General features: G+C 69.0%; 11 protein-coding genes and 1 pseudogene. 4 read left to right on the forward strand and 8 right to left on the reverse strand.

The genetic code is table 11. The features are described 5' to 3' along the window. Positions 1 to 79 precede the first annotated feature (79 nt). A complete protein-coding gene (locus ACWDEX_RS26820) occupies positions 80 to 874 on the forward strand; it encodes a maleylpyruvate isomerase family mycothiol-dependent enzyme (RefSeq protein WP_450466677.1) in 795 nt (264 codons plus the stop codon). A 46-nt stretch (positions 875 to 920) separates the two neighbouring features. Here the strand turns inward: ACWDEX_RS26820 and ACWDEX_RS26825 are convergent, their stop codons facing one another. Together ACWDEX_RS26825 and ACWDEX_RS26830 are read right to left on the reverse strand one after the other, a co-directional pair. Then, positions 921 to 1,127 carry a DUF397 domain-containing protein gene (locus ACWDEX_RS26825; protein ID WP_450466678.1) on the reverse strand — a complete coding sequence of 69 codons (207 nt, stop codon included), beginning with the start codon at positions 1,125 to 1,127 and terminating at the stop codon, positions 921 to 923. Beyond that, positions 1,124 to 1,972 carry a helix-turn-helix domain-containing protein gene (locus ACWDEX_RS26830; protein ID WP_450466679.1) on the reverse strand — a complete coding sequence of 283 codons (849 nt, stop codon included), beginning with the start codon at positions 1,970 to 1,972 and terminating at the stop codon, positions 1,124 to 1,126. Before ACWDEX_RS26830 ends, ACWDEX_RS26825 begins: the two co-directional genes overlap by 4 nt. 303 nt (positions 1,973 to 2,275) lie before the next feature. On the opposite strand from ACWDEX_RS26830, the gene ACWDEX_RS26835 reads away from it, so the two are divergent. Next, positions 2,276 to 2,935 (forward strand): ATP-binding protein, encoded by a 660-nt coding sequence (locus tag ACWDEX_RS26835; RefSeq protein ID WP_450466680.1) that lies wholly within the window; start codon positions 2,276 to 2,278, stop codon positions 2,933 to 2,935. 47 nt (positions 2,936 to 2,982) lie between these two features. Here ACWDEX_RS26835 and ACWDEX_RS26840 read toward each other — a convergent pair whose 3' ends face one another. Together ACWDEX_RS26840 and ACWDEX_RS26845 are read right to left on the reverse strand one after the other, a co-directional pair. Further along, positions 2,983 to 6,111: a DUF3427 domain-containing protein gene (locus tag ACWDEX_RS26840; protein ID WP_450466753.1), complete on the reverse strand. Its 3,129-nt coding sequence runs from the start codon at positions 6,109 to 6,111 to the stop codon at positions 2,983 to 2,985. Between the two features lie 281 nt (positions 6,112 to 6,392). After that, a complete protein-coding gene (locus ACWDEX_RS26845) occupies positions 6,393 to 7,409 on the reverse strand; it encodes an SEC-C domain-containing protein (protein ID WP_450466681.1) in 1,017 nt (338 codons plus the stop codon). A gap of 288 nt (positions 7,410 to 7,697) precedes the next feature. On the opposite strand from ACWDEX_RS26845, the gene ACWDEX_RS26850 reads away from it, so the two are divergent. After that, the gene (locus ACWDEX_RS26850; protein ID WP_450466682.1) at positions 7,698 to 8,216 is read left to right on the forward strand and encodes a hypothetical protein; all 519 of its coding nucleotides are present in this window, start codon (positions 7,698 to 7,700) and stop codon (positions 8,214 to 8,216) included. Here ACWDEX_RS26850 and ACWDEX_RS26855 read toward each other — a convergent pair. From ACWDEX_RS26855 to ACWDEX_RS26865, 3 genes and pseudogenes are all read right to left on the reverse strand, one after another. Next, positions 8,165 to 8,561 (reverse strand): annotated as a pseudogene (locus tag ACWDEX_RS26855) (MFS transporter); the annotation flags it as partial. The gene ACWDEX_RS26850 and the pseudogene ACWDEX_RS26855 overlap by 52 nt on opposite strands. A gap of 146 nt (positions 8,562 to 8,707) precedes the next feature. After that, positions 8,708 to 9,802, reverse strand: a complete 1,095-nt coding sequence (locus ACWDEX_RS26860) for a CU044_5270 family protein (protein ID WP_450466683.1) — start codon at positions 9,800 to 9,802, stop codon at positions 8,708 to 8,710. Further along, entirely contained in the window at positions 9,799 to 10,470 is a 672-nt protein-coding gene (locus tag ACWDEX_RS26865; protein ID WP_450466684.1) for an RNA polymerase sigma factor, read from the reverse strand. The genes ACWDEX_RS26860 and ACWDEX_RS26865 overlap by 4 nt, the downstream gene beginning before the upstream one ends. Positions 10,471 to 10,612: 142 nt before the next feature. Between ACWDEX_RS26865 and ACWDEX_RS26870 the strand changes: the two genes are divergently transcribed. Further along, positions 10,613 to 12,178, forward strand: a complete 1,566-nt coding sequence (locus ACWDEX_RS26870) for a serine protease (RefSeq protein ID WP_450466686.1) — start codon at positions 10,613 to 10,615, stop codon at positions 12,176 to 12,178. 251 nt (positions 12,179 to 12,429) lie between these two features. Here the strand turns inward: ACWDEX_RS26870 and ACWDEX_RS26875 are convergent, their stop codons facing one another. Continuing rightward, positions 12,430 to 13,812 carry an MFS transporter gene (locus ACWDEX_RS26875; protein WP_450466687.1) on the reverse strand — a complete coding sequence of 461 codons (1,383 nt, stop codon included), beginning with the start codon at positions 13,810 to 13,812 and terminating at the stop codon, positions 12,430 to 12,432. Positions 13,813 to 14,035 lie beyond the last annotated feature (223 nt).

Below are 14,035 nucleotides of genomic sequence, written 5' to 3' on the forward strand. Positions count from 1 at the left end.
GCCGCTCGTGCCGCGCGCCCGCCGCGTCGGCGGTTCAAACCGCGTGCAGCCCGGCGGAGCACGGTGATAGACAACCGGCGTGGAAGAGACTCTGGAGCACCCCATTCTGCTGCGGCTGATAGACGAACGGTCGATCGCGTTCCGGGCCGTGGTCGCCTCCGCGCCCAGCCTCGACGCGCAGGTGCCGACCTGCCCCGAGTGGACGCTGCTGGACCTGGCGCAGCACCTGGGTGGCGTGCACCGCTTCTGGGCCGCCGCCGTCGCCGCGGGGCCTGCCGCCGTGCCTCCGGCCGAGTCCGAGCCGGAGCTCGTCGAGGCCGCGCCTCGGGAACGCGAGGCTCTGCTGGCCTGGTCGGCCGCATCGACGCAGCAGCTACTGGACGCGCTGCGCGAGGCCGGCCCGGATCGCGGTTGCTGGACGTGGTGGGGTCCGTCGCAGTCGCCGCAGACCGCCGGTGCCGTCGCCCGGCACCAGGTCCAAGAGGCCGCGGTGCACACCTACGACGCCCAGATCACCCTGGGCACCCCGCAGCCGCTGCCGGACGAGGCGGCACTCGACGGTGTCGAGGAGTTCCTGTCCACCTGCTGCGCCTGGAAGAGCGCCTGGCCGCACCAGCCCGCTGCCATCGACTTCCAAGCCACCGAGGGCCGCTCCTGGCGCCTCTCGCTCTCCTCCGACGGCGCACGGAGCACCCGTCTGCCCGCGCCCGGCACCGCTGCCGGCGATCGCCCGGACACGGCCGTCGCCTCCGCCCGGGGCACGGCCGGCGAGCTGCTCCTCGCCCTGTACGACCGCATTCCGATGGACTCCCTGGAGCTCGACGGCGACCGGCAGCTCTTCGACCTGCTCAAGGCCTGGGAGCCGGAGGAGTAGGACGACGAGGCGGCCCCACTCGGGGCGCCCGAGGGCCACGCCGCCGTCAAGCCCGGACAAACAGCGCGTCCTGGCTCACCGCGTCTACAAAGCAACGCCACGCCTCGCCCCTCACTGCGACGACAGGCCCACTCGCGAGTTTGGAGTCGCGTACAAGCGCGCCGTGGGGGGCGCGGGCGCACTCCACGCACTCGGTCCCGCTGCCGCCGCTGTGTGAGGACTTGAACCACTTCAGAGCTCTGGGTGCCGTCACGTCATCTCCTGGCTTATGCGGTTGACCAGCTCAGCCGAGGACTCGAAGTCGAGTGCCTGAGCGCTGAGATATTCGAACGCCAACCTATAGCGATCCAACTCCTGCGGTTTCTCCATGAAGAGCCCGCCGCCGAGAAGATCCACGTACACAACGTCCAGCTCCGGGCTCTGACCGCGCAGGATCGCAAAGCTGCCGACGGACGCAGCGTGTGCGCCTGTCGAGAAGGAAAGCACCTGAATCGTCACGTGAGGTCGCTGTCCAACGGCAAGAAGGTGCTTGAGCTGCTCCTGCATGATTTCCCGGCCACCCACGCGACGGCGGATCGCTGCCTCGTCGATCACACACCAGATGTGCGGCGGTTGATCCCGCTCCAAGAGCTCCTGTCGCTTCATGCGGATGTCGACCATGTGCTGAACTTCCCGTTCGGCACACTGCACTTCGGAGGCGCGATGTACCGCTTCGGCGTACTGGCGGGTCTGGAGAAGGCCCGGGATGTACATGCAGGCGTAGTGGTCCTCGCGCACCACCTCGTCCTCGAGCGTGAGCATGAGGTTCATGGACTCGGGGATGGGGTCGGCCAATGAGCGCCACCAGCCTTGGATCTTCGCTCCCTTCGCCAGCTCGACGAGTGCCAATCGCTCTTCATCGGATACCCCGTACTCGCGGCACAGGGCGTCGACGGCTGGCCACTTCACAGTGCCCTCTTTGGTTTCGTAACGGCTGAGCGTGGCCTTCGAGATGCCGACGTGTGCGCCTGCCTCCTCCAGGGTCATGCCTTTGAGTTCACGGAGACGGCGCAGGTCAGCGCCCAGCTGACGCCTGCGGGTCGTGGGTCCAACTGGCATGTTCGCGGCCCTCCATATCGTTCCAACAGATCGTCCTGGGTGTGCGAGCACAACGGCAAGACGGTGTGCGCCGGGGGCGCACGGTACGCGGGTGTGCTCCGAAGCCCCTGTGATGAGAGTTCCATTTCGAGAGTTGCAATGCAACTCTGTGTGTGCGGTCAAGTGCAATTTGTATTTGGTTCGAGTGGAGGACGCAGTCGGCCGCGACCGGACAGTGACACTCACGGTGAGTGTCCATAGCTCTGCGCTAACTGGTGAGTTGGCGTGTGAGAAGAGGGGGTCCTCGTGATCCAGGAAGTCTGTATGTCACGCAAGCCGTGGGACCTGGCCTTCACGGCTGAACCCGCCGAGGTGGCCGCCTTGCGCCGCGTCATGCGGCTGCATCTCGGGATCTGGGGCTTGCACGACCTCACCGGCCAGGCCCAACTCTGCGTGAGTGAGCTTGTAACCAACGTCATTACGCACGTCGGCCACGGCACCCCGGCCACCCTGGCGGTCTCCATGAGCGGCACTCATCTGCGCATCGAGGTCTCCGATCCCGACACACGCGCCCTTCCCACTCTCGTCGACGCGGACTCCGACGCCGAAACCGGACGCGGCATGGCCCTTCTCGATGCCGTCGCCGATCGGTGGGGCGTCCAACTGCACCCCGATCGGAAAGTCACCTGGTGCGAGCTGGCGACACCGCTGACCTCACCACACGGCCATGTGGGAGGCGCGGGCGTGACTCGCGCCGAGGCGCTCCTCGGCCTCTACAAACAGACACGCCGCCCCAGTGAGCCGCGTTCCAGCAAGCTCAGCACGTTGATCGCTCAAGAGACGGTGATCGACGTCTTGACGGACCTTCTTCACTGGCTGCGGGCCCATGGGTGGGACGCGGACGATGTGGTGGACCGTGCCCAAACGCGCTTCGAGGCGCAGGTCGAAGAGAGCCGGAGCCTGCCACGTCGAACCGTATGGTGAGAAGGTCCGTGATCGGCCATGCTTCACGCGCTTCTTGGATGGCGTCCTTATCCCGTGGCGATGGCCGAATACGCCCACACGTCGGCCGGAAGCTCGTGCTGGAGCTCCCAGGTGATCGCCATCGGCTTGCTGCCGGTGTGCTTCACGTAGGTCGCCGGGCCCAGGAGCATCCAGGGCTCGGACTTGCCGATGCTGTTGTTCTTGTAGCGGCGCAGGAACAGCAGGACGTGACTCCCCTCCTCGACATGCCGCTGGTAGCGCAACCCCGTTGGTGAGTTCTCAGGCGTGTTTCCCTGCGACTCCCAGTGGAACCGGGTGGGGCTGAGCGCGTAGTCCTTGTAGCGGACGCTGGGTGAGAAGTCCCTCTCGTTCTTCTCCTGCGTGATGAGAAGGGCGTCGGTCTTGATGTCCTCGACCCAGGTCACTCCTTGGGCGAAGACTCCGGGCATCTGGCCGCCCAGCCGGGCCACTCCGAGGGCCGCGAGAACCTCAGATCGGTTGTAGGAGCTGTGGATCTTCAGCGGGAGGTGGCTGAGCGGACCGTCCAGCGGAATGGGGAAGTGGTCGGTTCGATCGAGGACGTACGACAGGACCTGCTGCAATTCGTCGCGGAACACGTGCTGCGCGCGCAGTGACTCAAGGCCTTCGCGGTAGCTGGAGAAGCCGCCCGCCTTGTCCCACAGGTTGAAGAACAGCATGCGAGCGTACGCCTGCTCGGTGGGGGAGAGGGAGTCGTAGTCGGGGGCGTCGTCTGTGAGGAGGCGCAGATATGCGTGGGCTCGCTCGTGGTCGTCCACGTGGAGGAACGCGTGGACACGCTTGAGGAGTTCCTCTTCGCCCGGCACATCGGAGCCCTTGACGAGCCTGGCCTTACGCAGGATCGCCGTCCAGGAGTTCTTGTTCTTGTAGAGCTCCTTGATCTCGCGACGGCTCTCGCGCAGGTAGTCGGCCAGCTTGGGCGTGCTGTAGTCCCTGACCTCCTTCGCCAGCGTGTTGATCGTGGCGTTGAGCTGCGTACGGATGTTGTCCAGGACGAGATCCTTGGACTTGCCCTCCAGGATGATCTGACAGCCGGAGGGCAACTGGGGAAAGTCCCGCTCGATGTTGTCGACCAGGCGGTTGCGGGAGAGGTTGGTCAGGGCACGGAACTGCTCTTCGAAGCGGAACTCCGCCCGGTGCTGGCCGATGAAGTCCAGCACCGTCAGCACCGGCTTGTTCGGTGTACGGCGCAGCCCGCGTCCCAACTGCTGGAGGAAGACGGTCGCACTGTTCGTGGGGCGCAGGAGTAGCAGGGTGTCGACGTCCGGGATGTCCAAGCCCTCGTTGAACAGGTCCACGGAGAAGATCACTTGGATCCGGCCGGCCTTGAGATCGTTCAGTGTGCGCTCGCGCTCGGCGGGGGTCGATTCGCTGTCGAGCGCGGCGGCCTGGAACCCCGCCTCGCGGAAGCGGTCGGCCATGAAGTGCGCGTGCTTCTTGGTCACACAGAAGCCCAAGGCACGCATGGCGGCCGGGTTGGAGATCTTGTCCTGAACCTGCTTGACGACGATGAGGGCCCGAGCGTGGCTGGCCGTGTAGAGGTTGCCGAGTTCATCTCGATCGTAGGAACCCGCTCGCCAGTTGAGCTGGGAGAGGTCGGTGCCGTCTGGGATTCCGAAGTAGTGGAAGGGACAGAGGAGATCGTTCTCCAGTGCTTCCCACAGCCGCATCTCGGCGGCGATCCGGCCCTTGAAGAACTCGTCCTGCACGTTGTGCCCGTCCATCCTCTCCGGCGTCGCGGTGAGGCCGAGCAACTCGGTCGGTGTGAAGTGTTGAAGGACACGGCGGTAGGTGGTCGCGGTGGCGTGGTGGAACTCATCGATGACGATGACGTCGAAATGGCTTGGAGTGAGTTGCTCCAGTCGCTGGAGGTTGAGGGATTGAACGCTGGCGAAGACGTGCGTCCACTCGCGTGGTTGCTCCCCGTTGTAGAGCAGCTCGCCGAAGGAGGCGTTGCCGAGTACCTCCTGATAGGTGCGTAGGGACTGCCTCAGGATCTCCTTGCGATGTGCCACGAAGAGCAGCCGAGGGAGTTCCCCGCCGCGCTGGTCGCGCAGGTCGCGATAGTCCAGCGCCGCCATAACCGTCTTACCGGTGCCAGTGGCCGCGACCAGGAGGTTCTCGTGGTGGCCGCGAATCTCACGCTCGACGCGTAGACGCTCCAGCATGTCTCGCTGGTGCGGGAACGGCTGGACTTCGAGCCCAGAGAGACTGATCTTGAGCTCGTCACCCGGTGATCCCTTGCCGCCCGCCTGGGCCAACGCGTCGGTGAGTCGCTGCCCATCCTTGTCGGGGTCGTACGACTCGAAGGCAGCATCGTCCCAGTACGCGTCGAAGGTCGCCTCGAACTTGTCGATCACCCGGGGCGTGGCGACAGACGACAGTCGTACGTTCCATTCCAGACCGTCGAGCAATGCGGCCTTCGACAAGTTGGAACTGCCCACGTACGCCGTGTCGAAGCCGGTCTCGCGGCGGAACAGCCAAGCCTTCGCGTGTAGACGCGTCGACCGGATCTCGTAGCTGATCTTCACCTCGGCGCCGAACTCTCGGACCAGGCGGTCCAACGCGTACCGATCCGTGGCGCCGATGTAGGTGGTTGTGATGACTCGGATGCGGACGCCGCGCTCCTTCGCCGCGCGAAGCGAGTCCTCCAACACGCGTATGCCGTGCCATTTCACGAACGCGCATAGCAGGTCGATGCTGTCGGCCGTGGCGAGCTCGGCGCGCAACTCGGCACCCAGATTGGGATCGTCCGGCGCGTTGGTGATCAACGCCGTTTCCGAGAGAGGGGTCAGGGGACGCATCGCATAGACGCCGGGTGCTTCCTGCTTGGCAAGAGCGAGCAGTTGCCGCGGGCCGTCGACGATGGAGAGGGAGCCGTCCGTATCCGGGTCGGGTGCGCTGGCAGCCAGTGCTTGCATGATCTGGTTGGCGGCGACCACCCGCTTCTGCGGCGGCAGTTGGCTGAGTCGTCGTCCCACGTCCTCGCCGATGTACCGGGCCAGTACATGCGGTGCGGACTCCGCGCTGACCTCCGCGTCGATGGCCTTCCAGCCTGCGGCTTCGAGTCCTTCGATCCGATCCTGCAGATTCTCGGTGATGAGTTGCTCGTAGACCCCCGCGACCGGCTGCGACAGCCCCCCCCGCTTCCGCCACGACTGCTCCTTCGATCCCTCATGGTGCGCCCCCGCGCGATCTCGCGCGCCGATACGGATCTGTTCTAGCAGCGTTCACTGACAACCGAAGGTCGTGGGACGAAAGGTGATCGTTTTCGGACAGCCGCCGAAATTGGAGGGTTTGGGCCACTCGTGGCCCCCGACTGCCTGGTCCCGGCCTGCGGAGTTGGCCCAAGCCCTCCAAACGACATCTGGTGGTAGGCCGAGGCCAACCTTCGGAACCGCCTATGCCTGAGTGGGGCTTACGCCTTTACGCCGTGGCACTTCCCATAAGCCCGCCCCGACCCACACCAACACCCATCCCCCCTCTCCGGCGGCCAAGCCACAGCCCGCCCCCGCGCTGCCAGCGTCGTCGCGTACTGAGGCAGCAGTGAGACGTCCGTCGGTGACGAGCTCTCCGATGCCGCGAAGGCCTCGTACGACGGGACCGTGCCCGTGACGATGCCCAGGTTGGGGGTGCCCGAGGTCGCCAGTTCTCTCATGGAGGCCTCTATCGTCGCCAGGTGCTCCTCGTGGGAGGGGTACTCGGCGGCCAGTGACGGGTACGCCGACACCAGCTCCGTCAGTTCGGGGGCCGGCCAGTGCAGGACCGCCACCGGGAACGGGCGGGACAGGGCTTCCCGGTATGCGCCCAGTTCTGCTCGCAGGCGGCTGATCTCCGCCTTCAGCTCCGTCGGGTTGCTCGAGCCCAGGGACCAGATGCGCTTCGGGTCGTGGAGCTCGTCCAGGGAGACCGGGGAGGAGTGAAGGGTGTCCGCCAGCATGTCCCAGTCGTCGTGGGGGGCGGCCAGCATGCGGCGGACCCGGTGGCGGCCGTAGAGGAGCGTGTGCGTGGAGTGCGGGGCTTCCCAGGTGTCGCCTAGCAGGAGCCTCAGCCCCTCCGTGAACGTTTCTTCCGCCGCCTCCAGCTCGTCGTGCGACTCCAGGGACTCCGCCACGATCACCCAGGGGGCCGGGTGGCGAGGGGAGGCCGCGCGGATGCCGTCGATGATCGCTCGTGCCTCCGCCTCGTGGTCGTACTCCCACAGGTTCGACGCCTTCAGGGCGCGTACGAGGTGGGGGTTCTCCAACGGCTCGGAGGACGAGAGCAGGTGGTCGTACAGCGCGGTCGCGCCGGGACGGTCGTCGGCCAGTTCGCGGTGGGCCGCGGCCTGGAGCAGCAGGTGCTCCGCGTCCGCGGGGTACAGGCCGGCAGTCCGCTCCAGGCGTGCCGCTTCGGCGTTGTGGTCGACGTTCTCGGCAGGCGTGTCGGGGCGCATGGGTGACACCGTACTGCCGCCGACCGACAAAGGAGAGAGATTCGCAGGCCAGGGGCAGGGGAGGGGGTCTCTCAGGTCTCTTGTGCCCGTGGCACCCGGGCGGTCCGCCGGGGCGCGGGGGAGAGCCCCCGCGTGCGACGGTCTCCGTGACGGGAGCCGACGACGGGCTCCGGCGGGTACCTCAGTTCTTGCTCAGGAAAGCCGCGGGAAGCTGTGGTTCCCCGCCGCGCGCTGGGATGATTCGGCTGCACGCCGCCCATATCGGCTGGCCATCTGGGGGGAACTGACATGTCTCGCCAAACCTTCGCAAGACTGGGTATCGCCATTGGCGCGCTGAGCTTGTCGCTCGCCGCCTGCACGACGGAGACCTCCGGCACCGAGCGCACCGTCCAGCCCACACGCTCGACCCTGCCCGTACCGACAGTAGCGGTGACCACCCCCGGCACCATCGAGCCCTCCGTGCGGAAACCGCCGGAGCTGGACAGCGCCGAAACGCTCGCCGGCCGTCAGAAGGAGACCCGCGGGAACGCTTCCTTCCCGTACGGAAAGGGCAAGAAGGGCGACGCGCTCATCGTGGCCGCGCGTTGTCAGGGGCAGGGGAAGATCAAAGTCGTCGTGTCGTCCGTGCACACTTCCTTCTCGCAGAAATGCCTCACCGGCGAGGTCAGCACCGACTACAACCAGATCGCCGTGACAGGGGCGGACCGCAGTGGGGTGGTGTCCGTGGAGGCGCCCTCGGCCGTGCGGTGGTCCATGACGATCGGCCGAGGCGCACCTCCGGAGGAGGAAGGGCCCGGGGTCGGCTGAGCCGCGTGCAGTCGGCCGCGCGCGGTCGGGAAGGCGTGCACCAGGAGGCCGAGGCTGCTGGCGAGGATCGCCGCGCTCGCCGCGCCCTGCGCGATGCGGGCCAGAGTGAAGAGCCATGTCGTGGTCGGTCGCGAGCGCACCCAGCGCGGTGGTCACGCCCAGGGCGACGGTGCCGGCCAGGAAGATCCGGCGGCGGCCGTAGTCGTCGCCGACCGACAAAGGAGAGAGATTCGCAGGCCAGGGGTGCGGGAGGGGGCTGAGGGGGCGGTCACACCGGGGTGCCTGCCAGGGAACGGGGCGCGACCCGTCGGCCTCGTGTGCCGGCCGACACCTGGCCCGGCGCAGCGGGGGTCATCACAGGAGCAGTGCCGAGCGGACGACGGCGGCCCGCACAGGATGGGCGGACGGCCGCGAACCGTCGCAGGCGCGCGGCTCATCGGCCGCCCCGGTGGGACCGCGCTCCGGGGCGGCCGGTGCGCGTGGCTGCCGCGCTACGTCGTCGTCGGCGCGGGAGTCACGCCGGCGCGGTCGACCGCGGCCTTGGTGAGGACGGCGGAGGTGCCGACAACGGTCCCGGCCGGGCCTGCGTCGCCGGCTTCGGTGAGGACCGATCGTTCGCCGAGGAACGCGTACGTGGTCCGGTCGAAGATCCACTGCGTCTGCTGCCCGTGTGCCGTACGGGCGACGGCAACGCCTTCGCGCCCCGTGGCGTCGGCTGCGGCATGGATCACCGTGACCCCGGGGATCTTCGCGGCGGCCTTGTAAAGCGCGGAGCTGACCTGCGGTGGTGCCCAGGTCTCGGCCAGCAGGTCGCCGATCGCGGTGAATGCTCGCTGGTCCGGGTCCTGGCCCTGTCCGCGGGTCTCGTTCCGGATCAGCTTCAGCAGGGCGTCAGGGTCGGTGGGCAGCGACGCGACGTACTCGTAGGTCGGGTCGTCGATCGAGGGGCCCTGCTTGCCCAGGCTGCTCGGGCGGGGCGTCGCCCCTGGGCCGTCGAGGGTGTGGACCGGCGCGTCGGCGCCGAGCGGGGTGTCGGGCCGGCCCGCCTCGCGCAGCAGGCCGGGGCGACTGCCGTCGGCGGACAGCCACACCTGCCGCGTGTGCACGGGAGGCATGGTGATCGAGCCTCCTGCGGCGCTCTGCCCGGCGTAGGCGACCTTGCTCTCGACGTACACGAACTGGCCGGAACGGACGGCCGGTTGCTTCGTCTCGGCGGCGGCGAGTGCGATGCGGTCGAGGAGTTGCGTCGCTTCGGGCGTACGCGGGGCGCCGCCACCCGTGACCGCGGTAGTGCCGCGCCCCGGTGTGTCCGTGAGGTTCGCTGCCACGACGCCGCAGACCACCAAGGCGCAGGCGACGGCCGGCACCATGACCTGGAGCAGTCGCCGGCGCGGGCGCGAGGCCCGGGTGGTGACGCGACCGGTCGGTTCGGCAAGGGTGGCGTTACGCAACAGTGCTTCCTTCAACCGCAGTTCACGGTCGGGACCCAGGCCCGGGACCGGTGGCGGGGGCAGCAGGTCTGCGAGGCCGAGGCGTTCGGTCTCCTCGGACCGGTGGTCCGTACGGCGCCGCGGGGTGGTGTTCATCCGTGGTTCTCCTGGATCGACCACCGGGCCGCGGGGACGCGGTCCGGTACTGGCTTGTCGGGGGCGCTGGAGGGTTCCCCGCTGTGCGTCGCGGGCGTCCGTTCGGCTCGGGCCTGCGGAGCCTGCGAGCGTGTGGCCCGGGTTTCGGCGTCGGCAAGCTCGCGCAGCCGGGTGCGGGCGCGGGACAGGCGGGACCGGACGGTGCCGATCGGTACGCCGAGTGCCTTGGCCGCGGCCGCGTAGTCCAGGCCGGCCCACACCACGAGGGTGAAGACCTCACGGTCGCGGCGCCGCAGGCGGGCGAGTGCGGTGTGCGCGGCGCGCAGTTTCTCCGCGTCCGCGAGGTGCGTGACGAGATCGTCGGCGAAGTCCGGAACCGAGCCGCGTTCCGGGATGCGGGCGAGTGCGATCTCGCGGCGTCGGCGTGCGCGTGCGTTGCCGCGCATGATGTTCGTGGCGATTCCCAGCAACCACGGGCGCAGACTGTCCCCCTCGGGGTGCAGCTTCTCCCGGCCGCGCCACGCCTCCAGGAAGGTCGCCGAGACGACGTCCTCGGCCTCCGCCCAGTCGCCCGTGACGCGCAGGGCATAGCGGTACAGCACTTGTGCGTGCTCGTCGTACAGCTCTCCCAAGGCGTCGCGGTCTCCGCGGCGGAAGCGTTTCCTCATGAGTGATTCCACACTCTGCTCTGCCGCTTCCGTCGCACCGGTTCCAGTGACGTGCACCACGCCTGTCGCCCAAGGTCGCGACCCCGCACCCGGAGTGATGTGGAACACAGGAACTCCGGCGCCCGGCAGTGCAGTACAGGTCATGAGCACTTCTTCCGTACCTCGCCGGAGCATCCTCCGGAATCTGGCTGTCGCCGTCGCCCTGGTTGGCAGCACGACAGCCGTATGGGACGCCGCCGCCTTCGCCGCGACGCCCAAGACGTACACCCTCACGATCAAGCACCTCGACCGCGCGGGCCATTTGACCGGGTCCTACGCCACCAACGTCACCGGAATCTCCGGCGCGGGCGCCGACAAGGTCGCCCACCCGTACGACGCTTCCGGCACGACCACCGTGCGTCTTCCCCAGGGCCGGTACCTGCTGGACAGTTCCCTGAGCACCGGTGACGGCGCGGACGGCACGGACTGGATCGTCCAACCGCGCCTCGACCTCAACCGCGACACCACCATCACCATCGACGCGCGGACCACCGCCCCCGTCGACGTACAGCCGCCCGACCACTCCGCGGGTTTCCAGCACGGCGCGATGTTCGTCCGGGTCACGCAGGGCGGCGCCGTCCGCGAGACCAACCTGATCACCTCCTCGTCGAAACTGCGCGTCGCACACCTAGGCCCCGACGCCGAACCCGGTTCGGTGAAGCAGTGGTTCGACTCGTACTGGACGACCGACAAGGGCGGCTACGCGCTCGGCTACACCTTCACCGGCCCCCGCGCCCTGACCGGGCTCACCCGTCACCCTGCCACGAAGGACCTGGCCACCTTGCAGATCCGCGGCGCGGCCCGGCCGGGCACCACAGGGAAAGCGTCCTTCGACCTGCAACCGACCGTCGGACCGACCGTCGGAGTCGCCCGGACCCTGGCGACCCCCGGCACGGCCACCTACTTCGTGACACCCGGACGCGGCACCTGGGACGTCAGCTACGCGGTCCCCGGTGCGCCCGGCAAGGCACCCAACCGCTACTCCGCCGACCGCATTGCCGTGCGCGCCGGGGGCAAGGTCACGCACACCTTCGACAACGCCGTCTTCGGTCCCCTCCTCACCGGCCGTCCCGGCGTCGTACGTGACGGCAACAGCCTCAATGTCGATGTCCCGCTGCTCGCCGACGGCGGTGGCCACGTGCCGTCGTCACCGACGTACGCGTCGGCCTCGACCACTCTGCACCGCAACGGCGTGCTCGTCGGGACAAAGACCGGCACCCCCGGAAAGGCCAAGTTCACCGTGCCGCAGGGGCGCGCGGCATACCGGCTCACCAGCACGGTGAATCGCACCGGCGCCCCCGGCGCCGCAACCCGCGTGACCGCGTCGTGGACCTTCACTTCGGGCACAGTGACCAGTCCGACCTCGATGCCGGTGAGCGTCGTGCGGTTCTCGCCCGCGCTCAGCGCTACCGGCACGGCGGCGGCGAACTCGACACTCCGTGTCCCCGTCACCGTGCTGGGTGCCGGCTCGCACGGACGAGTGCGCTCGCTGGCGGTCTCGGTATCCGTGAACGGCGGCGCCTCGTGGACCCAGGTCCCGGTCGAGAACGGCGCCGTCACGATCCGCAACCCGAAGGCGGGCACCGGCGTCTCCTTGCGCGCGAACCTGACCGACACCGGCGGGAACACCCTCACCCAGACCATCGTCGACGCCTACCGCACCCGGTGACCCGTGGCCCGGGCAGGCGAACGGCGATCGGGCCCGACTACCCGGCCGCCCGCGAGGCGTGAGGGGCCGTGCGGCCGCTGAGCAGCCGAACTCCGGCGTCCCGTCGCCGATCGGGCCACTCATGCTGCAGACACCGGTGAGGTGATTCTGCCTGAGCGGCCATGTGACCGGTGCGCCCTGCTCGGGCAGTGTGTCCAGCGCTCGCGGGGCACGCTGCCCGAGCAGAGGCCGACCCGGCTTCGGGACGACCGTCACGCCCGTTCCCGCAGCGCCAGCACCCCGATCGCACCCACCAGCGCCAGCCCGGCCGAGACGATAAGGGCGATGTTCGCCCCGTGGGCCGGTGAGCCGCCCGATGTCACCAGGGCGATCGTGAGGGCCACGCCCGCGCACGAGCCGATGTAGCGGAACGTCTGCTGGGCGCCCGAGCCCATCGCCGCCCGCTGGGTGGGGACCGAGTCCACGGCGACCAGCGGGAGCGCGGCGTTCAGCAGGCCGCTGCCGACGCCCCCGATCAGCAGGCCGGGCAGGAGTCGGGTCCAGGAGTGCGCGCCGGTCGCGCCCAGCATGGTCAGCACACCCACCGCGTGGAGCGCGAAGCCGGCGGCCAGTTGGCGACGCGGTGAGATACGGCCCGCCAGTCGCTTCGCCTGGAGCGCGACCGTGAAGGACAGCCCGGACCAGAGCAGCAGCAGCCACGCCGTGTTCATCGGCGTGAGGCCCAGCGTCCGCTGGAGCAGGGCCGGCAGGAAGCTGAAGAGGCCGATCACCGCCAGGCCCGTGAACAGGCCGCCGGCCGCGGAACCCAAAAAGCGCGGGCGGCGCAGCAGGGCCAGGTCGATCATCGGGGTGCGGGCGCGGCGTTCGATCAGGGTGAAGACCGCGACCAGGGCCACCGCAGCCGCGAACAGTTCGGCCACCGGCGCGCGCAGCCAGCCGTCGCGGCCCAGGGTCAGCGCCGCCACCAGGGAGACGAGGGCGAGGCTGAAGACGGTGGCGCCGGCCAGGTCCGGTCGGCCGCCGCGGGGTGCGCGGGACTCCGTCAGGGCGCCCGCCGACAGGGCCGCGACCACCAGCGTCGCGGCGCCCAGAACCCCGTACGCCACCCGCCAGGTGGGCATCGCCCCGGCGACCAGCGGCCCCACCGCGATGCCGCCGCTGACGAACGCGCCCCACACCCCGGTCGCGTGCAGTCGGCCGCGCGCGGTCGGGAAGGCGTGCACCAGGAGACCGAGGCTGCTGGCGAGGATCGCCGCGCTCGCCGCGCCCTGCGCGATGCGGGCCAGGGTGAAGAGCCATGTCGTGGTCGCGAGCGCACCCAGCGCGGTGGTCACGCCGAGGGCGACGGTGCCGGCCAGGAAGATCCGACGGCGGCCGTAGTCGTCGGCGAGACTGCCGGCCACCAGCAGCAGGGCGGCCAGGCCCAGGGGGGTGCCGTTGAGGAGCCAGGCTTGCGCGGAGACCGGGGTGTGCAGGGCGGCGGCGGTGTCGGGGAGTACGACCATCGGCGCGGTGTAGTTCATCAGCGCCATGGCGGTGGCCGCGCTGGTCAGGGCGAGGGTGGGGGCCGCCCGCGGGGTCTTGGGGGCGGCGGGGGCGGCGACGGTTTCCGCGGTGCGTTCCAACTGTGGCATGGCCTGCCCTTCCGGGGCGGGACGGGACGGGAGGGGTCGGGACGGGTCGGTTCGGGGACGGGCGGACCGACTGATCGACCGATCGATCGTCGGCGACTCACGCGAAGGTTCAGTTACTGAACCTTCGACGGGAGTGACCGTAGCAGCCTTGGTTCGATCGATGAACCAAGAGCAGTAAAAGTCGGTTCGATCACTGAACTAAAGCGTCCGGACGCAGCTACAG

The sequence above is a fragment of the Streptomyces sp. NPDC001020 genome (assembly GCF_053599115.1).

Coding starts and splice junctions, on each gene's coding strand:
- ACWDEX_RS26865 (WP_450466684.1), bottom strand. CDS start 10,470: ATGAGGAAACGCTTCCGCCGCGGAGACCGCGACGCCTTGGGAGAGCTG.
- ACWDEX_RS26875 (WP_450466687.1), bottom strand. CDS start 13,812: ATGCCACAGTTGGAACGCACCGCGGAAACCGTCGCCGCCCCCGCCGCC.
- ACWDEX_RS26835 (WP_450466680.1), top strand. CDS start 2,276: ATGTCACGCAAGCCGTGGGACCTGGCCTTCACGGCTGAACCCGCCGAG.
- ACWDEX_RS26870 (WP_450466686.1), top strand. CDS start 10,613: ATGAGCACTTCTTCCGTACCTCGCCGGAGCATCCTCCGGAATCTGGCT.
- ACWDEX_RS26845 (WP_450466681.1), bottom strand. CDS start 7,409: ATGCGCCCCGACACGCCTGCCGAGAACGTCGACCACAACGCCGAAGCG.
- ACWDEX_RS26850 (WP_450466682.1), top strand. CDS start 7,698: ATGTCTCGCCAAACCTTCGCAAGACTGGGTATCGCCATTGGCGCGCTG.
- ACWDEX_RS26860 (WP_450466683.1), bottom strand. CDS start 9,802: ATGAACACCACCCCGCGGCGCCGTACGGACCACCGGTCCGAGGAGACC.
- ACWDEX_RS26830 (WP_450466679.1), bottom strand. CDS start 1,972: ATGCCAGTTGGACCCACGACCCGCAGGCGTCAGCTGGGCGCTGACCTG.